This is a genomic window from Paraburkholderia bryophila (assembly GCF_013409255.1).
In the GTDB taxonomy this organism is placed as follows: Bacteria; Pseudomonadota; Gammaproteobacteria; order Burkholderiales; family Burkholderiaceae; genus Paraburkholderia.
The window spans coordinates 4716819-4741853 of sequence record NZ_JACCAS010000001.1; the positions used below are offsets into that span (position 1 = coordinate 4716819).

Annotated in this window: 19 protein-coding genes; 11 read left to right on the forward strand and 8 right to left on the reverse strand. The window is 64.4% G+C overall.

The genetic code is table 11. The features are described from left to right. Positions 1-12: 12 nt before the first annotated feature. The 4 genes from dapE to dapC form a co-directional block, all read right to left on the reverse strand. Positions 13-1152 carry a succinyl-diaminopimelate desuccinylase gene (gene dapE, locus GGD40_RS21240; protein ID WP_179744806.1) on the reverse strand — a complete coding sequence of 380 codons (1140 nt, stop codon included), beginning with the start codon at positions 1150-1152 and terminating at the stop codon, positions 13-15. A 125-nt stretch (positions 1153-1277) separates the two neighbouring features. Continuing rightward, positions 1278-1643 carry an ArsC family reductase gene (locus GGD40_RS21245; protein ID WP_035546215.1) on the reverse strand — a complete coding sequence of 122 codons (366 nt, stop codon included), beginning with the start codon at positions 1641-1643 and terminating at the stop codon, positions 1278-1280. Continuing rightward, on the reverse strand, positions 1643-2470 hold the full coding sequence (gene dapD, locus GGD40_RS21250) for a 2,3,4,5-tetrahydropyridine-2,6-dicarboxylate N-succinyltransferase (RefSeq protein WP_128595311.1): 828 nt from the start codon (positions 2468-2470) through the stop codon (positions 1643-1645). The genes GGD40_RS21245 and dapD overlap by 1 nt, the downstream gene beginning before the upstream one ends. 90 nt (positions 2471-2560) lie before the next feature. After that, the gene (gene dapC, locus GGD40_RS21255; protein WP_179744807.1) at positions 2561-3778 is read right to left on the reverse strand and encodes a succinyldiaminopimelate transaminase; all 1218 of its coding nucleotides are present in this window, start codon (positions 3776-3778) and stop codon (positions 2561-2563) included. A 219-nt stretch (positions 3779-3997) separates the two neighbouring features. Between dapC and GGD40_RS21260 the strand changes: the two genes are divergently transcribed. From GGD40_RS21260 to GGD40_RS21285, 6 genes are all read left to right on the forward strand, one after another. Continuing rightward, positions 3998-4981, forward strand: a complete 984-nt coding sequence (locus GGD40_RS21260; protein ID WP_179744808.1) for a DMT family transporter — start codon at positions 3998-4000, stop codon at positions 4979-4981. A gap of 159 nt (positions 4982-5140) precedes the next feature. Then, positions 5141-8659, forward strand: coding sequence for a chromosome segregation protein SMC (gene smc, locus GGD40_RS21265; protein ID WP_179744809.1), 3519 nt, complete (start codon positions 5141-5143; stop codon positions 8657-8659). A gap of 118 nt (positions 8660-8777) precedes the next feature. After that, complete coding sequence (locus GGD40_RS21270; protein ID WP_179744810.1) at positions 8778-10046, forward strand: cell division protein ZipA C-terminal FtsZ-binding domain-containing protein; 1269 nt, start codon at positions 8778-8780, stop codon at positions 10044-10046. Between the two features lie 236 nt (positions 10047-10282). Next, on the forward strand, positions 10283-12349 hold the full coding sequence (gene ligA, locus GGD40_RS21275) for an NAD-dependent DNA ligase LigA (RefSeq protein WP_179744811.1): 2067 nt from the start codon (positions 10283-10285) through the stop codon (positions 12347-12349). Further along, complete coding sequence (def, locus tag GGD40_RS21280; protein WP_134962654.1) at positions 12346-12879, forward strand: peptide deformylase; 534 nt, start codon at positions 12346-12348, stop codon at positions 12877-12879. The genes ligA and def overlap by 4 nt, the downstream gene beginning before the upstream one ends. Positions 12880-13014: 135 nt before the next feature. Continuing rightward, positions 13015-14517: an IS1182 family transposase gene (locus GGD40_RS21285; RefSeq protein ID WP_179707906.1), complete on the forward strand. Its 1503-nt coding sequence runs from the start codon at positions 13015-13017 to the stop codon at positions 14515-14517. Between the two features lie 156 nt (positions 14518-14673). On the opposite strand, the gene GGD40_RS37375 is transcribed toward GGD40_RS21285, so the two are convergent. The 4 genes from GGD40_RS37375 to map form a co-directional block, all read right to left on the reverse strand. Then, positions 14674-15663: a pseudouridine synthase gene (locus GGD40_RS37375; RefSeq protein WP_373565305.1), complete on the reverse strand. Its 990-nt coding sequence runs from the start codon at positions 15661-15663 to the stop codon at positions 14674-14676. Next, the gene (locus GGD40_RS37380; RefSeq protein WP_373565306.1) at positions 15660-16577 is read right to left on the reverse strand and encodes a hypothetical protein; all 918 of its coding nucleotides are present in this window, start codon (positions 16575-16577) and stop codon (positions 15660-15662) included. Before GGD40_RS37380 ends, GGD40_RS37375 begins: the two co-directional genes overlap by 4 nt. 322 nt (positions 16578-16899) lie before the next feature. Continuing rightward, positions 16900-19479 (reverse strand): [protein-PII] uridylyltransferase, encoded by a 2580-nt coding sequence (locus GGD40_RS21295; RefSeq protein WP_179744813.1) that lies wholly within the window; start codon positions 19477-19479, stop codon positions 16900-16902. 37 nt (positions 19480-19516) lie between these two features. Then, a complete protein-coding gene (gene map / locus GGD40_RS21300; protein WP_179703936.1) occupies positions 19517-20326 on the reverse strand; it encodes a type I methionyl aminopeptidase in 810 nt (269 codons plus the stop codon). Between the two features lie 446 nt (positions 20327-20772). On the opposite strand from map, the gene rpsB reads away from it, so the two are divergent. The 5 genes from rpsB to uppS form a co-directional block, all read left to right on the forward strand. Beyond that, positions 20773-21525: a 30S ribosomal protein S2 gene (rpsB, locus tag GGD40_RS21305; protein ID WP_179703937.1), complete on the forward strand. Its 753-nt coding sequence runs from the start codon at positions 20773-20775 to the stop codon at positions 21523-21525. 207 nt (positions 21526-21732) lie between these two features. Further along, the gene (gene tsf, locus GGD40_RS21310; RefSeq protein ID WP_134962659.1) at positions 21733-22614 is read left to right on the forward strand and encodes a translation elongation factor Ts; all 882 of its coding nucleotides are present in this window, start codon (positions 21733-21735) and stop codon (positions 22612-22614) included. 220 nt (positions 22615-22834) lie between these two features. Further along, entirely contained in the window at positions 22835-23548 is a 714-nt protein-coding gene (pyrH, locus tag GGD40_RS21315) for a UMP kinase (protein WP_035546194.1), read from the forward strand. Between the two features lie 98 nt (positions 23549-23646). After that, positions 23647-24207: a ribosome recycling factor gene (gene frr / locus GGD40_RS21320; protein WP_035546193.1), complete on the forward strand. Its 561-nt coding sequence runs from the start codon at positions 23647-23649 to the stop codon at positions 24205-24207. Between the two features lie 63 nt (positions 24208-24270). Further along, positions 24271-25035: polyprenyl diphosphate synthase (gene uppS / locus GGD40_RS21325; protein WP_179744814.1), on the forward strand; the 765-nt coding region annotated here is incomplete at its 3' end.

Here is a 25035-nt window from a genome sequence, read left to right on the forward strand (position 1 = left end):
ATAGTCCTTGGGTCACGCAATAAGTTGTTCGAGCACGCGGCGATACACGTTTTTCAGCGGCTCGATGTGGGCGACTTCGATATGTTCGTCGATCTTGTGGATGCTGGCGTTCAGCGGGCCGAATTCGATCACCTGCGGGCAGAGGCGCGCGATAAAGCGGCCGTCCGACGTGCCGCCGGTGGTGGACAGTTCGGTCGTGACGCCGGTTTCGTCCTTGATCGCTTTGGCCAGCGCGTTCGACAGATCGCCGCGCGGCGTGAGAAACGGCAGGCCGCTCACGGTCCATTGCAGATCGTATTCGAGGCCGTGCCGGTCGAGGATCGCGTGGACCCGCGCTTGCAGGTCTTCCACCGTGCTGGCCGTCGAGAAGCGGAAGTTGAACATCACGTCCGCGTGGCCCGGGATCACGTTGGTCGCGCCCGTGCCGCTGTGAATGTTCGACACCTGCCACGTGGTGGGCGGGAAATAGTCGTTGCCGTCGTCCCAGCGCTCGGCGACCAGCTCGGCCAGCACGGGCGCGAGCAGATGCACCGGATTCTTCGCCAGATGCGGATAGGCGATATGGCCTTGCACGCCTTTGACGATCAGCTTGCCCGACATCGAACCGCGCCGGCCGTTCTTCACCATGTCGCCGAGCTGCGCGCTCGAGGTCGGCTCGCCGACGATGCAGTAGTCCATCCGTTCGCCGCGCGCCTGCAAGGCTTCGACGACCTTGACGGTGCCGTCGGTGGCGGGGCCTTCTTCGTCGCTCGTGATCAGGAACGCGAGCGTGCCGCGATGCGCCGGGTGCGCCGCGACGAATTCCTCGCTCGCCACCACGAAGCCGGCGATCGACGCCTTCATGTCCGCCGCGCCGCGGCCGTACAGCTTGCCGTCGCGATGGGTCGGCTCGAACGGCGCCGAATGCCATTGTTCGAGCGGACCGGTCGGCACGACGTCGGTATGGCCGGCGAATGCGAGCAGCTTGCCGTTCGTGCCGTCCACGCCGCGTTTGACGGCCCACAGGTTGGTCACACCGTTCGATTCGATCGTCTCGTGCTCGAAGCCGAGCGCGGACAGGCGTTCGATCAGAAGACGCTGGCAATGCTGGTCGTCGGGCGTGACAGACGCGCGCGAGATCAGTTGTTCGGTAAGGGCGAGGGTGCCGGACATGGGTTCAGTACAAGCCACGTTGAAATGAAAAAATGCCGGCTGGCGGTGAAGCACCGCAGCCGGCAACAGCGTTTGCGTCACGCGGCGAGGCCGCGTTTTACTGCTTGAACACGGCTAGTCGCGCTTTATGCAAACAGTGCCGCGTAATCGTCCGCGGAAAAACCTAGCGACTTGACCCGCCCGTTGACCACCAGCACCGGCCGCTTGATCACCGACGGCTTGTGGATCATCAACGCGATCGCGCCCGGCTGCGTATCGGCGGCCGCCTTCATGTCGTCGGACAGGCCGCGCCACGTGGTGCCGCGACGGTTCAGCAGCGCGTCGAGCTTCACGTCTTTCAGCCAGTCCTGCACGAGCGGTTCGGTCACGCCATGCTTCTTGAAGTCGTGGAACTCGAACTCGACGCCGTGCTCTTCCAGCCACACACGGGCTTTCTTCACGGTGTCGCAGTTCGGGATGCCGTAGACGACAGTCTTGTTGCCGCGCGCCATCAGTCGCCTCGCAGCAGCTCGTTCAGGCCGACCTTCGCACGCGTCTTGGCGTCGACCTTCTTGACGATCACGGCGCAGTACAGGCTGTGCGAGCCGTCTTTCGACGGCAGGTTGCCCGCCACCACCACCGAACCCGCCGGAATGCGGCCGTACGTGACTTCGCCCGTTTCGCGGTCGTAAATCTTGGTGCTCTGGCCGAGGTACACGCCCATCGAGATCACCGAGTTTTCTTCGACGATCACGCCTTCCACCACTTCCGAACGCGCGCCGATGAAGCAGTTGTCTTCAATAATGACCGGGTTGGCCTGCAGCGGCTCCAGCACGCCGCCGATGCCCACGCCGCCCGACAGGTGAACGTTCTTGCCGATCTGCGCGCACGAACCGACGGTGGCCCACGTGTCGACCATCGAACCTTCGTCCACGTACGCGCCGATGTTGGTGTACGACGGCATTAGCACGACGTTTTTCGCGATGAACGAACCGCGACGCGCGATGGCGGGCGGCACCACGCGGAAGCCGCCGGCGGCGAAGTCTTCAGCGGTGTAGTTGGCGAACTTGGACGGCACCTTGTCGTAGAACTGGCTGTAGCCGCCGGCCGGCATCGGCGCGTTGTCTTCCAGACGGAACGACAGCAGCACGGCTTTCTTCAGCCATTGGTTGACGACCCAGTCGCCGTCTTTCTTCTCGGCGACGCGCAGCGCACCCTTGTCCAGTTGTTCGATCGCGTGGGCGACGGCTTCGCGTACGTCGGCCGGAGCGGCCTTCGGCGACAGCTCTGCGCGGTTTTCCCAGGCGGTGTCAATGATCTGCTGAAGTTGTTGCGACATATGCGTGCTTTTCTGAAGAGTTGAAATCTGAAGAAGGGAGTGCGATGCGCGGGGCGCCTGCCTGGACTCTGAAACGGTCGGGAAGCAGACTCAACCCGCGAGCGCGCGGCAAAAATCGACGATGCGCTGTGCGCCTTGCGTGCATTCGTCGACGTCGGCGACCAGCGCCATGCGGACGAAATTGCGGCCGGGGTTCACGCCGTGCGCGGTGCGCGCGAGGAACGAGCCCGGCAGAACCGTCACATTATAGTCGGCGTAGAGGCGCTGGGCGAACTCGGTATCCGTCAGGCCCGTGCGCGAGACGTCCGCCCACAGGTAGAACGCGGCGTCCGGCAGGCGCACGTCGAGCACCTCGGCGAGCATCGGCGTGACGGTGGAAAACTTCTGCACGTACTTCGCGCGGTTCTCGCGCACGTGCGCTTCGTCGTTCCAGGCCGCGATGCTGGCATTCTGGAACACCGTCGACAAGGCCGTGCCGTGGTATGTCCGGTATAGCAGGAAGTCCTTGAGGATCGCCGCGTCGCCGGCCACGAAGCCCGAGCGCATGCCCGGCACGTTCGAGCGCTTGGACAGGCTCGACAGCATGACCAGCCGCTCGAAGCCGCGACCGAGCCGGTGTGCGGCTTCCAGACCGCCAAGGGGCGGGTTGGCTTCGTCGAAATAGATCTCCGAGTAGCACTCGTCCGAGGCGATCACGAAACCGTAGCGGTCCGACAGCGCGAACAGTTCGCGCCAGTCCTCGAGCGTCAGCACCGCGCCGGTCGGGTTGCCCGGCGAGCACACGTACAGCAGTTGCGTGCGCGCCCAGATGGCATCCGGCACCGCCGAATAGTCGCAGGCGAAGTTGCGCGCCGGGTCGCTATTCACGAAGTACGGCTGCGCGCCGGCGAGAATCGCCGCGCCTTCGTAGATTTGGTAGAACGGGTTCGGACAGAGTACGATCGCAGGCTCGCCGTCAGGATCGCGCCGCGGATTGATCACGGTCTGCGCGAGCGCGAACAGTGCCTCGCGCGAGCCCGCCACGGGCAGCACCTGGGTGGCCGGATCGACCGGCGGCAGGGTGTAGCGCTGCGTGACCCACTTCGCGATCGACTCGCGCAACGCCGGTGAACCGAGCGTGGCCGGATAGGCGGCCAGACCGCCGAGCGACGCGATCACGGCGTCGCGAATCAAGGCGGGCGTCGGGTGTTTCGGCTCGCCGATACCGAAGCTGATATGCGCGAGGCCTGCGGCCGGCGTGACGTCTTTGAAAAGCGCGCGCAGCTTTTCGAACGGGTAGGGCTGGAGGGAGTCGAGTAGCGGGTTCACTGGGCGGACGAGCCTGATCGAGGATGGGCGCAGACGGAGGGTGCAGGAAGCCGGGCATGCAGGCGGCAGAGCGTGGGAACAAATGCGCAAAACGCAATGCAGCAGCGGCGAGCGGATGATTATAGCGTGGCGCAACCCGCCAGGCGGCGCAGCGAATGCGTTGCAGCGGGAACGACGCGAACCGCCGACGGTTCGCGCAAAAAAGAAGCGGGAGCAGTAATGTACGGAATTCGCAATGGCTGGCCGACGCTCGCGATCATGCTGGGCGCATCGGTGTGGGGGATGATCTGGTATCCGCTGCGCATGCTCGCGGCGCTCGGCGTCACCGGCACGGCGGCCAGCGCGCTGACCAGCGCCGCCGGTTGCCTGTTCGTGCTGATGGTGCGTTTTCGCACGCTCAAAACGGTGCGTTGGCACTGGCTGCTGCCGGCTCTGGCTTTGGCCGCCGGCATCACCAACCTCGGCTTCGTGTGGGGCTCGATCCACGGCGAGGTCATGCGCGTGCTGCTGCTGTTCTATCTCACCCCGGCGTGGACCGCGTTGTTCGCGCACTTCATCCTGCATGAACGGCTGACGTGGGCGGGCGCGGGTCTCGCCGCGCTGTCGCTGGCCGGCGCGATGACCATGCTGTGGTCGCCGCAACTGGGTATGCCGGTGCCCGGCAACCTCGCCGAATGGGCGGGTCTCGCGGGTGGCATGGGCTTCGCGATGAGCAACGTGCTGATCCTGAAGACGAGCCGCGTGCTGCCCGACATGAAGCCGGAAATGCGCACCGCGACGATTTTCGGCGGCGCGGCGATTTTCAGCGCCTGCGCGTCGCTGTTCGAAGCGATGCCCGCACCGCCCACCGGCGCGCATCTGGGCACGGCCGGGCTGCTGGTGCTCGGCCTCGGTTTGCTGCTCGCGTCGAACAATATGCTGGTGCAATACGGCCTCGCGCGCGTGCCGGCTAACCGGGCGTCGATCATCATGCTGTTCGAGATCGTCGTGACGGCGATGTCCGCGTGGCTATTCGCCGGCGAGTCGCCCGGTCCGCGCGAATGGGCCGGCGGCGCGTGCATCGTGCTGGCCTCGGCGCTGTCCAGTTGGGTGCATCGGACCAAGGCCATGCCGCCCGATCCAGCCAGCGAAGACACGGGCTCCGCCGACGGGCTGGAAACAGACCGTAAGGACGGCAAAAACCGTCCACGCGCGATGGTATGATTGCCCCTCATTAGCCGGCGCAAGCGTGAACGCGTGTAGCCGGCGCCCGTATTCCGAGGGTTCGAAGGAGTTCGCGGGCCGCGCCGCAGCAACGGCGAACGGCCGGCGCGGCCTTCGCGAGCCACCTATTTTTTTCCCTTTTCAAACAGCGAAATCGCCGTGCGTCTGACCTCGATCAAACTCGCTGGCTTCAAGTCATTCGTCGATCCCACGCATTTCCAGGTCCCGGGCCAGCTAGTCGGCGTGGTCGGACCGAATGGATGCGGCAAGTCCAACATCATCGACGCCGTGCGCTGGGTGCTCGGCGAATCGCGCGCTTCCGAGCTGCGCGGCGAGTCGATGCAGGACGTGATCTTCAATGGCTCGACCGCGCGCAAGCCAGGTAGCCGCGCCAGCGTCGAACTCGTGTTCGACAACGCCGACGGCCGCGCCGCCGGCCAGTGGGGCCAGTATGCCGAAATCGCCGTGAAGCGCGTGCTCACGCGCGACGGCACCTCGAGCTACTACATCAACAATCTGCCGGCGCGTCGCCGCGACATTCAGGACATCTTCCTCGGCACCGGCCTCGGGCCGCGTGCTTACGCGATCATCGGGCAGGGCATGATCGCGCGCCTGATCGAGGCGAAGCCGGAAGAGCTGCGTGTGTTCCTCGAAGAAGCCGCGGGTGTGTCCAAGTACAAGGAACGCCGCCGCGAAACCGAGAACCGTCTGCACGACACGCGCGAGAACCTGACGCGGGTCGAAGATATCGTCCGTGAACTCGGGGCGAATCTCGAGAAGCTGGAAGCGCAGGCGATCGTCGCGACCAAGTACAAAGATCTGCAAACCGACGGCGAAGAGAAGCAGCGTCTCTTGTGGCTGTTGCGCAAGAACGAAGCCGGCGGCGAGCAGGAACGCCAGCAGCGCGCGATCGAACAGGCGCAGATCGACCTCGAAGCGCAAACCGCGAAGCTGCGCGAAGTCGAAGCGCAGCTCGAAACGTTGCGCGTCGCGCATTACTCCGCGAGCGACGCGATGCAGGGCGCGCAAGGCTCGCTCTACGAGGCGAACGCGGAAGTCAGCCGGCTCGAAGCCGAGATCAAGTTCATCGTCGAATCGCGCAACCGCGTGCAGGCGCAGATCGCCGCGCTGACCGCACAGCGTGAGCAGTGGCAGTCGCAGGCGCAAAAAGCGCAAGACGATCTCGAAGACGCCGAAGAGCAACTGGCCGTCGCCGAAGAAAAAGCCGCACTCGCCGAAGATGAAGCCGCTGCCAAGCACGACGCCATGCCCGCGCTCGAAGCGCGCTGGCGCGACGCGCAGACCGAGTTGAATGCCGAGCGCGGTGGCATTGCGCAGACCGAACAGGCGCTCAAGCTCGAAGCCGCGCATCAGCGCAATGCCGACCAGCAATTGCAGCAACTGCAGCAGCGTCACGAGCGGCTGAAGACGGAGTCGGGCGGTCTCGACGCCCCCGACGAAGCGCAGCTCGAAGACCTGCGCATGCAGCTCGCCGAGCACGAAGAAGTCCTGCACGACGCGCAAGCGCGTCTGGCGGACGCGCAGGAAACGCTGCCGCGCCTCGACGGCGAACGGCGCGCCGCGCAGGAACGCGTGCAGTCGGAAAGCGCGCAGATTCATCAGCTCGACGCACGCCTCGCCGCGCTCAAGCAATTGCAGGAAAACGTCCAGACCGAAGGCAAGATCCAGCCGTGGCTCGAAAAGCACGAACTGGGCGGTCTGCCGCGTCTGTGGAAGAAGCTGCACGTCGAAGCCGGTTGGGAAGCCGCGCTGGAATCCGTGCTGCGCGAGCGGCTCGCCGCGCTCGAAGTGTCGAACCTCGACTGGGTCAAGGCCTTCGCGACCGACGCGCCGCCCGCCAAGCTCGCGTTCTACGCGCCGCCGGCCGCCGGTCAGCCGGTCGCCGCGCCGGCCGCGTTGCGGCCGCTGCTGTCGCTGGTACGGATCGACGACGCCGGCATTCGCGCGGTGTTGAACGACTGGCTGGGCCTCGCGTTCGTCGCCGACGATCTGCAGCAGGCGTTGGCGATGCGCTCGCAATTGCCGGAAGGCGGTTCGTTCGTCGTCAAGGCGGGTCACGTGGTGACGCGCGTCGGCGTGCAGTTGTATGCCGCCGACTCCGAACAGGCCGGCATGCTGGCGCGTCAGCAGGAAATCGAAAACCTCGGCCGCCAGGTGCGCGCTCAGGCTTTGCTCGCCGACGAGGCGAAGGCCGCCGCGATCCGCGCCGAAGCCGCCCACACGCAAGCCGCGCAAGCGCTGACCGACGTGCGCCAGCAGGCCGAGCGCGCCACGCAGCGCGTGCACGCGTTGCAGATGGACGTGCTCAAGCTCACCCAGGCGCACGAGCGTTACACGCAGCGCAGCACGCAGATTCGCGAAGAGCTCGCGGAGATCACCGCCCAGATCGAAGAGCAGCGCGCGCTGCGCGCGGAGTCGGAAGCGAACTTCGAGCGTCACGACGGCGAGCTCGCCGAATTGCAGGCGCGTTTCGAAGATCACCAACTGGCTTTCGAAGGGCTCGACGAACAGCTCACCGCCGCGCGCGGCCAGGCGCGCGATCTCGACCGTGGCGCTACCGACGCGCGCTTCGCCGCGCGCAACATGGCGAACCGCATCGAGGAATTGAAGCGCAGCATCCAGGTCGCGCACGAGCAGAGCGAGCGCGTCGCTGGTTCGCTGGAAGACGCCCGTGGCGAGCTCGAAACGATCAACGAGCAGACCGCGCACACCGGTCTGCAGGACGCGCTCGACATTCGCGCGGTCAAGGAAGAAGCGCTGCATGCCGCACGCCTCGAACTGGACGACCTGACGGCCAAGCTGCGCGCCGCCGATGAAACCCGTCTGACCGCCGAGCGTGCGTTGCAGCCGCTGCGCGACCGCATCAACGAATTGCAGTTGAAGGAACAGGCGGCTCGCCTGAACGGCGAGCAGTTCATCGAACAACTGGCCGCGGCCGGTGTCGACGAAGCCGAGTTGCAAGCCAAGCTCACGCCGGACATGAAGCCGTCGTATCTGCAAGGCGAAGTGACGCGCATCAACAACGCGATCGCCGCGCTTGGGCCGGTCAACATGGCCGCGCTCGACGAACTGAAGGCGGCGAGCGAGCGCAAGAGCTTCCTCGACGCGCAATCGGCCGACCTGAACAGCGCGATCGAAACGCTCGAAGACGCCATCCGCAAGATCGACGCGGAAACGCGCACGCTGTTGCAAGGCACCTTTGACCAGGTGAATCACCATTTCGGCGAACTGTTCCCGCGTCTGTTCGGCGGCGGCCAGGCGAAGCTGATCATGACCGGCGACGAAATTCTCGACGCCGGCGTGCAGGTGATGGCGCAACCGCCGGGCAAGAAGAATTCGACGATTCACCTGTTGTCGGGCGGCGAGAAGGCGCTGACCGCCACGGCGCTGGTGTTCGCGATGTTCCAGTTGAATCCGGCGCCGTTCTGTCTGCTCGACGAAGTGGACGCGCCGCTCGACGACGCCAACACGGAACGTTTCGCGAACCTCGTGCGGGCGATGTCGGACAAGACCCAGTTCCTGTTCATTTCGCACAACAAGATCGCGATGGAAATGGCTCAGCAGTTGATCGGCGTGACCATGCAGGAGCAGGGCGTGTCGCGGATCGTGGCCGTCGACATGGAGTCGGCTGCCGGTTTCGCCCAGAATATCGTTTGAGTTTTCGGTTGAGTTGAGCATCGCGGGCGTCCGCGTTCAGCGCAGCGGCCAGCGGCCGCGCGACAGGTGAACAGGGCGTAACGGCCGCGCACATAAAAGAATTGCTGATGGAGCATGCATGGACGAGTTGACACTCGGTTTGATCGGCGCGGGCGCCGTAGTGGTCGGGGGCGTGGTTGTGTACAACGCGTGGCAGGGTGCGAAGGTGCGCCGCAAGATGCCGCGGCCGATGCCGGCCGAGACCGCCGAAACGTTCGCGCGCGACGAGCAGGAAGAACAGAGCCCGTTCATCGAACCGGCCCGGCCGACCACGCGGCGCGAGCCGGTTGTGGGTTCGGACGCGACGGCGGAAACCGGCGCGGCGCGGGTCGAGCCGACCTTTGGCGCGGCTGCAAGTGCGGCTGCCGCGCCGCTCGATACGCCGGCCGATATTCAGGCCGAGACGACCACGCCGAACGGTTATCCGGAAGCGGAAGGCGTGGCCGAAGCCGAGGGCGCCGAGGCCGCTCGTCATGCCGACGAACCGATCGAGCCGATCCTGCCCGCCGCCACAACGATTTCGTCGGCGCCGCCGGCCATCGTCGATCGTCGCATCGACTGTATCGTGCCGATTCGCCTGAATGGCCCGGTGGCCGGCGACAAGGTGATTCCGCTCGCGCAACGTCTGCGCCGCGCCGGCAGCAAGCCGGTGCATATCGAAGGCAAGCTCGAAGGCGGCGCGTGGGAGCTGTTGCAAAACGGCGCGCGCTATGAAGAACTGCGCGCGGCCGCGCAGTTGGCTAATCGCAGCGGCGCGCTCAACGAACTGGAGTTCTCGGAGTTCGTGACCGGCGTGCAGCAGTTCGCCGACGCGCTGGATGCGTCGCCGGAATTTCCCGACATGCTCGAAACGGTGGCGATGGCGCGCGAACTCGACGGCTTCGCCGCGCAGTGCGACGCGCAGTTGTCGATCAACGTGCTGTCGGACGGCGCGCCGTGGTCGGCCAATTACGTGCAGGCGGTCGCGTCGCAAGACGGTCTGCTGCTGTCGCGTGACGGCACGCGTTTCGTCAAGCTCGACGCGAAGCAGAGCCCGGTGTTCATGCTGCAATTCGGCGACACCAACTTCCTGCGCGACGACCTGACCTACAAGGGCGGCCAGATGATCACGCTGGTGCTCGACGTGCCGGTCGCCGACGAAGACATCCTGCCGTTCCGGCTGATGTGCGACTACGCGAAATCGTTGGCTGAGCGCATCGGCGGACGGGTGGTCGATGATGGCCGCCGTCCGTTGCCGGAAACCGCGCTGCTGGCGATCGAAAAGCAGTTGATGACGCTCTACGCGAAACTCGAACAGGCGGGCATTCCGGCCGGTTCGCCCGCCACGCGGCGTTTGTTCAGCCAGTAGTAGGCTTCGCTTTTTCGCTGACGTTCGCAACGGCCGCACGATGTGCGGCCGTTGTCGTTGCAGGCGGCTGCTTTACTGTGTGCTTTATGACGTGCCTTACGGCATGTCAGCGAACATAATCTCCGCGCCCTGAGAACGCCGCAATGAACCCGGAAACCATCATTCGGCCGATGTAAAGGGGCACGCTTCCTGCGATAATCCAATGTCTGAATTTCACTGAAAAATCTTCCGACAGTATGGCCCGAACCCCCGCTTCCCATCCAGCAGACAGCGCTCCCGCAGAACGGGCCGCGTGGTTGCGCGCGGAACTCGAACGCGCCAATTACGCGTATTACGTGCTCGATCAGCCGGATTTGCCGGACGCCGAATACGACAAGCTCTTCAAGGAACTGGAGCGCATCGAGACGGAGCATCCGGATCTGATCGTGCCGGATTCGCCCACCCAGCGCGTGGGCGGCGAGGCGGCCAGCGGCTTCGAGCCGGTCGTGCACGACCAGCCGATGCTGTCGCTGAACAACGGTTTCGCCGACGAAGACATCGTCGCGTTCGACAAACGCGTCGGCGATTCACTCGGCAAGAACGCGAGCGAGCCGCCGGTGCCGGTCGACTACGCGGCCGAACTGAAATTCGACGGCCTCGCGATCTCGCTGCGCTATGTGGACGGCGTATTCGTGCAGGCCTCCACGCGCGGCGACGGCGCGACCGGCGAGAACGTCACCGAAAACGTCCGCACGATCCGCTCCATTCCGCTCAAGCTCAAGGGCAAACGCGTGCCGCACGTGCTCGACGTGCGCGGCGAAGTGCTGATGTTCAAGCGCGATTTCGAGCGTCTGAACGAACGCCAGCGCGCTGCCGAGCAGAAGGAATTCGCCAATCCGCGCAATGCCGCGGCGGGCAGTTTGCGGCAGCTCGATTCGAAGATCACCGCGCAGCGGCCGCTGTCGTTTTTCGCGTATGGCATCGGCGTGGTCGACGGTATCGAGATGCCGGCCACGCATAGCGACCTGCTCGACTGGTACAAGGAACTCGGTTTGCCGGTGAACGGCGAACGGGCCGTGGTGCAGGGCGCGGAAGGGTTGCTCGGCTTCTTCCACGCGGTCGGCGAGAAGCGCGACACGCTGCCGTACGATATCGACGGTGTGGTCTATAAGGTCAACCGGCGCGACGAGCAGGACGCGCTCGGTTACGTCTCGCGCGCACCGCGTTTTGCGTTGGCGCACAAATTTCCCGCGCAGGAAGCGCTGACCCAACTCGTCGCGATCGACGTGCAGGTCGGCCGCACCGGCGCGATTACGCCGGTGGCGCGGCTGGAGCCGGTGTTCGTCGGCGGCGCGACGGTCACGAACGCCACGCTGCATAACGAAGACGAAGTGCGGCGCAAAGACATCCGGATCGGCGACACGGTGATCGTGCGGCGCGCCGGCGACGTGATTCCCGAAGTGGTGAGCGCGCTGCTCGAACGTCGTCCGGAAAACGCTCGCGAATTCGTGATGCCCACGCAGTGTCCGGTGTGCGGCTCGAATATCGAGCGGCTGCCGGACGAGGCGATCGCGCGCTGTACCGGCGGGCTGTTCTGTCCGGCGCAACGCAAGCAGGCGCTGTGGCATTTCGCGCAGCGTCGTGCGCTGGATATCGACGGTCTCGGCGAAAAAATCATCGATCAACTGGTCGAGCTGAATCTGGTGCGTACGCCGGCCGATCTGTTCAACGTCGGCTTTGCGACGCTCGCCGAGCTCGACCGTTTCGCCGAAAAGTCCGCGCAAAACCTACTCGACTCGCTCGACAAGGCCCGGCATACCACGTTGGCGCGCTTCATCTACGCGCTCGGGATTCGCCACGTCGGCGAGTCCACGGCGAAAGATCTGGCCAAGCATTTCGGTTCGCTGGATCCAATCATGGATGCATCGGTCGAAGCTTTATTGGAAGTCAACGACGTGGGGCCGGTGGTCGCCGAGTCGCTGCACCAGTTTTTCGCCGAAGAACACAACCGCACGGTAATCGAGCAGTTGCGCGCGCCGGGCAAGGTGACGTGGCCTGAAGGACCGCCTGCGCCGAAGGCGCCGCAAGGCGTGCTGGCCGGCAAGACGGTCGTGTTGACCGGCACCTTGCCGAGCCTGGCGCGCGAAGAGGCGAAGGAAATGCTTGAAGCGGCCGGCGCGAAAGTGGCCGGCTCGGTGTCGAAGAAAACCGACTATGTGGTAGCGGGTGCCGAAGCGGGCAGCAAGTTGGCGAAGGCCGAGGAACTCGGCATTCCCGTACTCGACGAAGATGGGTTGCGTAAGCTCCTGGAGGGGCAGTTATGATTCGCGAAATTCTCAAGATGGGCGATCCGCGTCTGTTGCAGATTGCCGATCCAGTCGATCACTTCGACACCCCCGAATTGCATGAACTCGTCAAAGACATGTTCGAGACCATGCACCACGCCAACGGCGCGGGTTTGGCCGCGCCGCAGATCGGCGTCAATCTGCAGGTGGTGATCTTCGGCTTCGGGAACAACGAACGCTATCCGGACGCGCCGCCGGTGCCTGAAACGGTGCTGATCAATCCGACCATCACGCCGGTCTCGCTCGACATGGAGGAGGGCTGGGAAGGCTGCCTGTCGGTGCCGGGCCTGCGCGGCGCGGTGAGCCGCTTTTCGATGATCAAATATCACGGCTTCGATCAGTTCGGCAAACCGATCGATCGCGTCGCCGAGGGTTTTCATGCGCGGGTCGTGCAGCATGAGTGCGATCATCTGATCGGCAAGCTGTACCCGATGCGGATCAACGACTTTGCGAAATTCGGCTTCACGGAAGTGCTGTTTCCGGATATGGATCCGAATAGCGACGATTGAGGCGGCCCTCGGGCTGCCGGTTGTTTGCTACGTGTTACCGGCAATAAAAAACCCACGCAATTGCGTGGGTTCAGACTGCTGACAAAGTACCCCCAAAGCCTGGCCTTGCGTCGGGCTTTGTCGTTTAATTGGGGCATGCTGAAGACACCGACGCCCATGCAGCACGAACTCGAGATGGTGACGCTCGAGGAACTCGTGCCGAAGGACCACCTGCTGCGCCAGATCGACGCGGCGGTGGATTTCGAATTCATCCGTGAGAAGGTGGCGCACCTGTATTGCGCGGACAACGGGCGCCCAGCGCTCGATCCGGTGGTGATGTTCAAATTGCTGTTCATCGGCTACCTGTTCGGGGTACGCAGTGAGCGCCAGCTCATGCGCGAGGTGCAGGTCAACGTGGCCTACCGGTGGTTTGCACGCTTTCGGCTCACGGACCGGGTGCCTGACGCCTCGACGTTCTCGCAGAACCGGCGACGGCGCTTCACCGACACGACGGTCTACCAGGAGATCTTCGACGCAATCGTGCAGCAGGCGATCGGGCGCGGCATGGTCGAGGGACGGGTGCTCTACACCGACAGCACCCACCTGAAGGCGAACGCCAACAAGCGCAAGTTTGATCTGGTGCAGCTCGAACAGGCGCCTTCGGCTTATCTGGCGGCGCTGGACGCTGCGGTCGATGCGGACCGGGCAGCGCACGATAAGAAGCCGCTGCGGCGCGACGAACGCAAAGGCCCCGACGACGATGAGGGCTCGAGGTCGGCTGCCACACCGGAGCGCAAGGAAACGAAGGTCAGCCGCACCGACCCGGACAGCGGCTACATGGTGCGCGACGACAAGCCCACGGGCTTCTTCTACCTGGATCACCGCACGGTCGATGCGCGCTATTCAATCGTCACCGACACGCATGTGACACCCGCCTCGGTGCACGACAGCCAGCCGTATCTGGCGCGGCTGGACCGGCAGCGCGAACGCTTTGGCTTCCAGGTGCAGGCGGTGGGGCTGGATGCGGGCTACTTCACGCCGGCAATCTGCCAGGGGCTGGAGGATCGCGGCATTGAGGGCGTGATGGGCTACCGCACGCCGAATCACAAGCCCGGGTTCTTCTACAAACGCGAGTTCAGATACAGCCGGTATCGCGAGGAATACACGTGCCCACGCGGGCAGGTACTGCGCTACAGCACGACAAACCGCGCGGGCTATCAGGAGTTCAGGTCCGATCCGTCGCGCTGCGGCACCTGTGAGGCGCGCGGCCAATGCACGACGAGCGCAAACCATGTGAAGGTGGTCATCCGGCACGTATGGGAGCGCGCGAAGGAGCGCGTCGATGCGCGTCGCCTGACCGACTGGGGCAAGGCGATCTACAAACGGCGCAAGGAAACGGTGGAGCGCAGCTTCGCGGATGCCAAGCAGCTGCATGGGCATCGCTACGCGAGGATGCGCGGGCTGCGCAAGGTGGCCGAGCAGTGCCTGCTCGGCGCTGCGGCGCAGAACATCAAGAAGATCGCGCTGCTGGTGGCACGCCTGCGGGCGTGTTTATGCGTGCGCCAGCGGCCCGGCAATCGCCTGCAGTGGCTCATCGCTGCACTTCTGGCCCGTTTCAACCGCCACGTCGTGCTTCACTGCCAGATTTGCTTTGCCTGAAAAACAAAACCCCACGCTCCGAAAAACGTGGGGTTGGTCAGCAGTCTGAACCCACGCAATTGCGTGGGTTTTTTATTGGGTGAGCCTGAGACTGCGTGAGCAGCCGGGGCTTGATGGTCGGTCGATCATACAGCATCGAACAACCATCGCGGATCGTCAGAACGATTCGTCCGCCGCAAGATAGCGCCATTGGCCCGGCGGCAACGCGCCCAGCACCACACGACCCATCCGCACGCGCTTCAGGCCGATCACTTCGAGGCCGACCAGCTCACACATACGACGGATCTGACGCTTCTTGCCTTCGCGCAGCACGAAACGCAGTTGCTCGCCGTTCTGCCAGTTCACCTGGGCGGGCTTCAGCGGCTGCTCGTCGAGCGACAGGCCGTGACACAGCAGTTCGAGGCTTTCCGGCGGGAAGTGGCTTTCGACGTCGACGGCATGCTCGCCGTACGCCACGCGCACCAGATATTCCTTGTCGATCTCCGAATGGCCGCCGATCAACTGCTTGGCGACGCGGCCGTCCTGCGTCAGCACCAGCAAGCCGGTCGAATCGATGTCCAGACGGCCTGCCGGCGCAAGCTGGCGCAGATGCGAGACCGAGAAGCGGATCTCCGACTGATCGTCTGCCCAGCGATTTTCCGGCGTGACCAGCGTGATGGCCGGCTGATAGCCGTCTTCCGCCTGGCCCGACACCAGACCCACCGGCTTGTGGATCAGCACCGTCACCTGGCTCGCTTGCGCGGCTTCGGCGGCCGGATCGATCTCGATGCGCTGGTCCGGACGCACCTTGGTGCCGAGCGTATCGATCCGCTCGCCATCCACCAGCACCCAGCCCTTTTCGATCCATTCGTCCGCTTCGCGGCGCGAGCACAGGCCGAGCTCGGACATCAGCTTCGACAGGCGTAGCGTGCCGGGCGCATCTTCGTAATCGCGACGCGGGGTGCGCGGCGCGGCGTCGTTGTGTTCGGCGCGTGCTGCGGGCGCTGGGCCGCGCGGCTTATCGGCGCGCGCGGGACGGTCGTCGCCGAAGCGGCGGCCGGCGGTCGGGAGCGTTTTGTCGAAGCTGCGGGCAGGGCGGTCGTTGCGTTCAGTGCGCTCGGTGCGATCACCGGTTCGAGCCGGGCGGTCGCCGAATTCGCGTTTCACCGGCTTGGCGAAGCTGCGCTCGCCGCGGTCGGATGAGCCACGTTCGCCTTCGAAACGGCGCGGTGCGCTGTCGCTGCGCGGGGGGCGGTCGCCGCGGTCGCCGGCACCTTCGAAACGGCGCGGTGCGCTGTCGCTGCGCGGGCCGCGTTCGCCACCGAAGCGCGGACGATCTCCACCGTCGCGATCGTTGCGGACCGGACGGTCGCCACGCGCGCCGCTTTCAGACGGACGGCCTGAGCCCGGACGTGCACCGCTGAACGGGCGGCGTTCGCCGTCGTCGCGACGCGGGGGGCGATCGCCGAAGCTGCGCGGAGCGCGCTCGCTACGGTCACCACCGCCTTCAAACTTGCGCGGTGCACGTTCGCCACGATCACCGGCGCCTTCGAAACGGCGCGGTGCGCTGTCGCTGCGCGGACCGCGTTCGCCACCAAAGCGCGGACGATCTCCACCGTCGCGATCGTTGCGGACCGGACGGTCGCCACGTGCGCCGCCTTCGGACGGACGGCCTGCGCCCGGACGTGCACCGCTGAACGGACGGCGTTCGCCGTCGTCGCGACGCGGAGGGCGGTCGCCGAAGCTGCGCGGAGCGCGCTCGCTACGGTCACCACCGCCTTCAAACTTGCGCGGTGCACGTTCGCCACGATTACCGGCGCCTTCGAAACGGTGCGGTGCGCTGTCGCTGCGCGGACCGCGTTCGCCACCGAAGCGCGGACGATCTCCACCGTCGCGATCGTTGCGGACCGGACGGTCGCCACGAGGGCCGCCTTCGGACGGACGGCCTGCGCCCGGACGCGCACCGCTGAACGGGCGGCGTTCGCCGTCGTCGCGACGCGGGGGGCGGTCGCCGAAGCTGCGCGGTGCGCGATCGCCACGATCACCACCACTTTCAAACTTACGCGGCGCACGCTCACCACGGTCCCCCGCGCCTTCACGCCGCGGCGGCCGATCCGACGACGAGCGGCCCGCGCCGCCCGCATCCCGCTCGCGAGAAAACGACCCCTCAGCGCGCGGCGCCCGTGCACCTGCGCCCGCCGGCTTTCCGCCGGCCGGCCGCGTGCCGGCACCCTTCGGCGCGCCGCCGCCTTCTCCGTGCGCCCCGCTGAAACCCGCCGTCGACGGTTTCGGTCCCACCGGACGTGTCGGCTTACGCGCCGACGTGCTGCCGGTACGGACAGGGGCGCGTTCGGACGAAGCCGGCCGCGGGTGCTTGGCTGTTAATTTGAGTCGCATGAAATCTCACACTGCAATCGCGCGCAGCAGTTCGGTCTCGACCTGAATTTGCAGGCGGTTGTCCGACAGACCGTGTCCATCCAGCAGGAACACGTCTTCGACGCGTTCGCCGAGCGTATTGATCCGCGCCGAAGCGACGCCGACCCGATGCTCGGCCAGCACGCGCGCGATCGAATAAAGAAGGCCTGGCCGGTCGTTGGCCGACACGGACAGGATGTAATATTGGCCACGTTCGTCGGCCCGAAGGTCGACGCGCGGCGTCACAGGGAAGGTCCGCGAAAGCCGCGACAAACGGCCTTTCGACGGTCCGGGGAGCAGGGTGCCGTCGCCGGTAAGACGGGCGGTCAGTTCCTGTTCGACCAGATTGGCAATATCGCGATAATGCACGTCTTCTTCGGTATGCGCGACGAGGAAATTATCGAGCGCGTAGCCGTGACGGGTCGTGCTGACCCGCGCATCCAGCACCGACAAGCCGTTGCGGTCGAAATACGCGCAAATCCCGGCGAACAGATCGGGCTGATCCTTCACGTACACCAGCACCTGCAGCGCCTCGCCGATCGGCGACGGACGCGCCCGCACGATCGGCGTGGCCGTTTCGACGTGACGCGACAGCACGCGGGTTTGCCACGCGATATCGGCTGCGTCGTGACGCAGGAAATAGCCGATGTCGAGCTTGTCCCACAACGCCTTTTGCGCGCCTTCCGGCACGGTTTCGAGGCGCAGCAGCGCCAGCGCCTCTTCCTGGCGCGATTTCAGTTCCGAATGCGCGTCCGGCCGCGCGCCGCCGAGTACGGCCAGCGTGGCGCGGTACAGGTCTTCGAGCAGCTTGCCTTTCCACGTATTCCAGACCTTCGGGCTGGTGCCGCGAATATCGGCCACCGTCAGCAGGTAGAGCGCGGTGAGGCGGCGCTCGGTGCCCACCAGTTCGGCAAAGCGCTTGATGACTTCCGGGTCGCTGGTGTCCTGCTTCTGCGCGACCTGGCTCATGGTCAGATGCTGCTGCACCAGCCAGACCACCAGCTCGCCGTCTTCGCCCTCGATACCGTGGCTGCGGCAGAAGCGGCGCGCGTCGGCCATGCCGAGCGTGGAGTGATCGCCGCCGCGGCCCTTGGCGATGTCGTGAAACAGCGCCGCCACGTACAGCACCCACGGCCGGTCGAAATTGGCGATCAACTGGCTGCAGAACGGGTATTCGTGCGCGTGCTCGGCGACCGCGAAGCGCCGTAGATTGCGCAGCACCATCAGAATGTGCTGGTCGACGGTGTAGACGTGATACAGATCGTGCTGCATCTGCCCGACGATGCGCCGGAAGTTCAGCAGGTAACGCCCGAGCACGCTGGTCTGGTTCATCAGACGCAACGCGTGCGTGATGCCGGCCGGCTGCTTCAGGATTTCCATGAAGAGGCGACGGTTTTCCGGATCGCGCCGCCAATGCTGATCCATGATGTCGCGGGCGTTGTAGATCGCCCGCAACGTGCGCGCCGACAAGCCTTTGACGCCCGGCGTCAGTTCGTACAGCAGGAACGCTTCGAGGATCGCGTTCGGCTCGCGCTCGAACACGTCGTCGCTGGCGATTTCCAGCATGCCCTGTTTTTCGACGAAGAGGTCCGTCAGCACCCGCGTGATCCCGCTCGTGCTCGGGAAAAGCTGGGCCTCGATGTTCTGGATCAGAATCGTGGCGAGCTGCGTGACGGCTTTGGCGGACCAGTAATAGCGCCGCATCAGTTGCTCGCTGGCGCGCTTGGTGGCGGTCGGCTTGTAGCCGAAACTTTCGGCCACCGGCGTTTGCAGATCGAACACCAGAATGTCCTGCCGACGCCCCGCGGTGACATGCAGCCGCGCGCGCAGCGCCTTCAGAAAGCTCTCATTGCGGCGCAGTTCGCGCGCTTCGCGTTCGGTGATCAGGCCGCGCGCCTCGAGTTCGCGCCAACTGCTGCCGAAACCGGCCGCCTGGGTGATCCACAGAATCAGCTGAAGATCGCGCAGGCCGCCCGGGCTTTCCTTGATGTTGGGTTCAAGCGCGTACGGCGTGTCCTGGAACTTGGCGTGGCGCTGGCGCATTTCCAGCACTTTCGCCTGGAAGAACGCCTTCGGATCGAGCGCGTCGCGGTAACGCTTCGCGAAATCGTCGAACAGCGTCGCGCTGCCGGTAATGCGCCGCGCTTCGAGCAGCGAGGTGCGCACGGTGACGTCGTTGGCGGCTTCTTCGAGGCACTGCGACACGCTGCGCACACTGCTGCCGAGTTCCAGCCCCAGATCCCACGCGAGGCTGATAAAACGCTCGATACGCGCTTCGAGATGCTCGATCGGCGCGTCCGGCAGCAGCACCAGAATGTCGATGTCGGAATGCGGCGCCAGTTCGCCGCGCCCATAACCGCCGACCGCCAGTAAAGCCAGCTCGGGCGGCAGTTCGCAGGTGTCCCAGGCGGCGCGCAGCGAGTTGTCCGTGGCGCGCGCGAGAGCGGCCATCAACGCGTCGACGTTGGTGGCCGTCTTGAAGCGTTCCAGCAGCTGGGCTTTGGCCACCTTGTAGTCCGCCTTGAGCGACGTGGCATGGGATGGGGCGACGGCGGGAACACTACTCATTGGCAGGCGGGCACGCGGACGGTGGGCAGGAGGTCGGTCAGGCCGTAACCGCAACGACCGGCGGCCGCGCGGGCGTGCCGGCGGAAACGGTCAGCACGTCGTAGCCGGTTTCCGTCACGAGCACGGTGTGTTCCCACTGCGCGGACAGGCTGCGGTCTTTGGTCTTGACGGTCCACTGGTCGGGCATGGTGCGGATATCGCGACGCCCGGCGTTGATCATCGGCTCGATCGTGAAGATCATGCCGGCCTGCAGTTCGAGCCCGGTGCCCGGGCGGCCGTAATGCAGAATCTGCGGATCTTCGTGGAACACCGTGCCGATCCCGTGGCCGCAATATTCGCGCACCACGCTGTAGCCCTGGGCTTCGGCATGCTTCTGAATGGCATAGCCGATGTCGCCGAGATGCGCGCCGGGGCGCACCTGGTCGATGCCGAGCCACATACATTCGAAGGTGGTCTGAACCAGCCGTTTGGCCATGATCGAGCCTTCGCCGACGATGAACATGCGGCTCGTGTCGCCGAAATAGCCTTCTTTAATGACGGTGACGTCGATATTCAGCGCGTCGCCGTTCTTCAGCGTCTTTTCGCCGGGAATACCGTGGCAGATCACGTCGTTGACGGAAATGCAGGTCGCCTTCGGGTAGGGCGGGTAGCCGGGCGGCTGATAATTCAGCGGCGCGGGCACGGTGCCCTGTTCCTTCAGCATGTATTCGTGGCAGAGGCGGTCGAGTTCGCCGGTCGTGATGCCGGCGGCAACGAACGGCGTGATGTAGTCGAGCACTTCGCTCGCCAGTTTGCAGGCGACGCGCATTTGCGCGATATCGTGTTCGTTTTTGAGCGTAATAGCCATGAGTCGGGCCTGAATTGCGATTTATTCTGAGATTATCGCACCATATCCCGGCTGCCGCAGGGTTTTGCGGGCCTGGCTCGCCGTCAGTCCGCCGGTCTCGCGTCAGCTAGGTCCAGGCACACGCCCGCAGGTGCAACCCGGTCGCGTCCGGAAGGAGCTACCGTGCGGGTTGAGTCATGCAATAGTCGCGTGCTATAATCTTTGGCTAAGTCGCTCTCTGTCTTGGTTTTATTGTCCGGTATCAGTCTGAATGAGGCTGAAATGGTCAAAAAGACGGCGGGAGCAGCTTCCCACGGCGTTCGTTGCCTGTGTCGTGGGGTGAAGCAGTATAAGGCGGCAGACTCGCAAGCCGGCGCACCCAGGGTGTCCGTCGCGTTACGCCAAATTGAAGGCGGGCGCGGCCGATGCGGCAGCCGGCTTAAGACCTAACCCTCGCGGAGATTTTCATGGCAGTTACCATGCGTCAAATGCTGGAAGCCGGTGTCCACTTCGGTCACCAAACGCGCTTCTGGAACCCGAAGATGGCTCCCTTCATTTTCGGTCATCGCAACAAGATTCACATTATCAACCTCGAAAAGACGCTGCCGATGTACAACGACGCGCTGAAGTACGCGCGTCAACTGGCAGCAAATCGCGGCACGATCCTGTTCGTCGGCACGAAGCGTCAATCGCGCGACACCATCGCTGAAGAAGCGCAACGCGCGGGTATGCCGTTCGTCAACGCGCGCTGGCTCGGCGGCATGCTGACCAACTTCAAGACGCTGAAGGTGTCGATCAAGCGCCTGAAGGACATGGAAGCAGCGCTGGAAGCCGGCGAAACCGAGCGCATGAGCAAGAAAGAAGCTCTGCTGTTCGAGCGCGAAATGGCTAAGCTGGTCAAGTCGATCGGCGGCGTGAAAGACATGGGCGGCATTCCGGACGCGATTTTCGTGGTCGACGTCGGCTACCACAAGATTGCTGTGACCGAAGCTAACAAGCTGGGCATTCCGATCATCGCCGTGGTCGACACGAACCACTCGCCGATCGGCATCGACTACGTGATCCCGGGTAACGACGACGCTTCGAAGGCTGTCGCTCTGTACACGGCTGGCGTGGCTGACGCGATCCTCGAAGGCCGTGCGAATTCGGTCAACGAAGTGGTGCAAGCTGCACGCGGCGACGACGGCGACGAGTTCGTCGAGGTCAAAGCGGAAGCGTAAAGCTGCCCCGTGTCCGGCAAAAAAGGGGGCTTTCTACAGGCCCCCTTTTTTTAAGCCGCGACAGATGTAGTAGGGCGCTGCAAACGGTGCCCGAGCAGTGCCGAAAGTGTGGTTGCGTAAAAAAGTACGTGAAACGCTGAAACGAATTCTTGCCGCCGGTATCGAAGTCCGGGCGGCGTGTGACAGACGGAACTCAAGGAGCAAATGATGGCGGCAATTACCGCAAGCATGGTTGCAGAACTGCGCGCAAAGACCGACGCGCCGATGATGGAATGCAAGAAAGCGCTGACGGAAGCCGACGGCGACATGGCGCGCGCTGAAGAGCTGCTGCGTGTGAAGCTGGGTAACAAGGCCAGCAAGGCTGCATCGCGCGTGACGGCTGAAGGCGTGGTTGCTTCGTTCATCGGCGGCAACGCGGGTTCGCTGGTCGAATTGAACTGCGAAACCGACTTCGTTTCGAAGAACGACGACTTCCTGGCTTTCACGAAGACGGTCGCGGAACTGATCGCCACGCAAAACCCGGCTGACGTCGCTGCGCTGGGCGCTCTGCCGCTGGACGGCTCGACGGTCGACGCAGTGCGTCTGGCGCTGGTCGGCAAGATCGGTGAAAACCTGTCGATCCGCCGCTTCGTGCGCTTCGAGTCGGCAAACAAGCTGGCAGCGTACCTGCACGGCACGCGCATCGGCGTGCTGGTCGAGTACACCGGCGCGGACGAGCAGATCGGCAAAGACGTGGCAATGCACATCGCGGCAATGAAGCCGGTGTCGCTGTCGTCGGACGACGTGCCGGCAGAGCTGATCGCCAAGGAACGCAGCATTGCTGAACAGAAGGCCGCCGAATCGGGCAAGCCGGCTGAAATCGTCGCCAAGATGGTCGACGGCAGCGTGCAGAAGTACCTGAAGGAAGTGTCGCTGCTGAACCAGACGTTCGTTAAGAACGACAAGCAGACGATCGAACAGATGCTGAAGGCAGGCAACTCGAGCGTGCAGAAGTTCGCGCTGTTCGTGGTCGGCGAAGGCATCGAGAAGAAGCAGGACGACTTCGCTGCTGAAGTGGCTGCTCAGGTCGCTGCTGCAAAGCAACAATAAGCTTGTCTTAAGCCTTAGCTAGTACCGTTGGACCCGCGGCGGAGCAAGACTTTGCCGCGGTCGGCAGCGCCGCAAGGCTGCGTGCGGGTTGACCCTCGCCACACAGCCGCCGCTGGCGGACCCCAGGGTTCGTCAATTTGGCGGTGCTTGCCCGAATCAGTATTTCACCCCTACATTAGTCCCTTGTTGTTGCCCTGTTCTGCGCGATCTGGATACCCCTATGCCCACTGCCTATAAACGCGTCCTGCTCAAACTCTCCGGTGAAGCTCTGATGGGCGACGATGCCTTCGGCATCAACCGCGCGACCATCGAAAGAATGGTGGCAGACGTGGCCGAAGTGGTCCGTCTCGGAACGCAGATGGCCGTGGTGATCGGCGGTGGCAATATTTTCCGCGGCGTCGCGGGCGGCGCGGCCGGTATGGATCGCGCGACGGCCGACTACATGGGGATGCTGGCCACCATGATGAACGCACTGGCGCTGCAGGACGCCATGCGTCACGCCGGCATCGAGGCGCGCGTGCAATCCGCGCTGCGCATGGACCAGGTGGTCGAGCCGTATATCCGCCCCCGCGCGATTCGCCAGCTCGAAGAAGGCAAAGTCGTGATTTTCGCGGCCGGCACCGGCAACCCGTTCTTCACGACCGACACCGCCGCCGCACTGCGCGGTGCGGAAGTCGGCGCGGAAGTCGTGCTGAAAGCCACCAAGGTGGACGGCGTCTATTCGGCCGACCCCAAGAAAGACCCGAGCGCGACCCGTTACACCACGATCAGCTTCGACGAAGCCATTGGCCGCAATCTGCAGGTGATGGACGCCACCGCGTTCGCGCTGTGCCGTGACCAGAAGCTGCCGATCCGGGTGTTTTCGATCGTCAAGCCGGGCGCGCTCAAGCGCATCGTTCAAGGCGAGGACGAGGGCACCCTCGTCCACGTGTAAACTCTCGTTCACATAACGTGGGCTTTAACGCGAGCCCAGGCCGCCGCATCGCGCGCGCCGGCCGGCTCGCACCGTTTTGAAGGTTCGGAGGTTTAAAAATGTCTGTGGCTGATATCAGGAAGGGCGCTGAACAAAAAATGCAGCGTTCCATCGACGCGTTCAAGAACGACCTGTCGAAGATCCGCACGGGCCGTGCGCACACGGGCCTGCTCGATCATATCCAGTGCGATTACTACGGTTCGCCGGTGCCGATCTCGCAGGTCGCGAACCTGACGCTGATCGACGCGCGCACGATCGGCGTGCAGCCGTGGGAAAAGAAGATGGTCCAGGTCGTGGAAAAGGCGATCCGCGAGTCGGACCTCGGTCTGAACCCGGCCACCCAGGGCGACGTGATCCGCGTACCGATGCCCGCGCTGACCGAAGAACGCCGCCGCGAACTGATGAAAGTGGTCAGGAGCGAAGCGGAAACGGCCAAGGTCGCCGTGCGCAATCTGCGCCGCGACGCGAACGAGCAGTTGAAGAAGCTCGTGAAAGACAAGGAAATTTCGGAAGACGACGAGCGTCGCGCCGGTGATGACGTTCAGAAGCTGACGGACAAGTTCGTCACCGAAATCGACAAGATCGTCGTGACGAAAGAAGCCGAGATCATGACGGTGTAGGCCTTAGGGCTCAGCACTTTCACGGTTTCCACTTCTTTATTTGCAGTTATTGTCCCGACGGCCATGACCTATACCAGCTCAACCGTGCGCGTGCCTGATGTCGCCGCGGTGCCGCGACATATCGCGATCATCATGGACGGCAACGGCCGTTGGGCCACCCAGCGGCGTCTGCCGCGCGTGGCGGGCCATACGCGCGGCGTCGACGCGGTGCGCGCGGCCGTCGAGGCCTGCGCGCGTCAGGGCGTCGAATATCTGACGCTGTTCGCGTTCAGCTCGGAAAACTGGCGCCGCCCGAACGACGAAGTGTCGTTCCTGATGCGCCTGTTCGTCACCGCGCTAGAGCGGGAAATCGGCAAGCTGCACGCGAACGGCATCCGTTTGCGGGTGGTCGGCGATCTGTCCCGTTTCGATACGCGCATTCGCGACCTGATCAAGCGCGCGGAAACCAAAACCGCGCGTAATACCCGTCTGACGTTGACCATCGCCGCCAATTACGGCGGCCGCTGGGACATCATGCAGGCCACCCGCAAGCTCGCCGAACAATCGGCGCTGGCGGGCAAGGCGGTCGAGGTCAACGAAGATTCGTTCGCCGAGCACCTGTCCATGGCTTACGCGCCGGAACCGGACCTGTTCATCCGCACCGGCGGCGAGCGCCGTGTCAGCAACTTCCTGCTGTGGCAACTCGCGTACACCGAGTTCTATTTCACCGACACGTTCTGGCCGGATTTCGACGCCGACGCGCTCGGCCACGCCATCGCTTCGTACGCGGAGCGCGAGCGCCGTTTCGGGCGCACCAGTGCTCAACTCGAGCCGCAATCGCAAAACGTC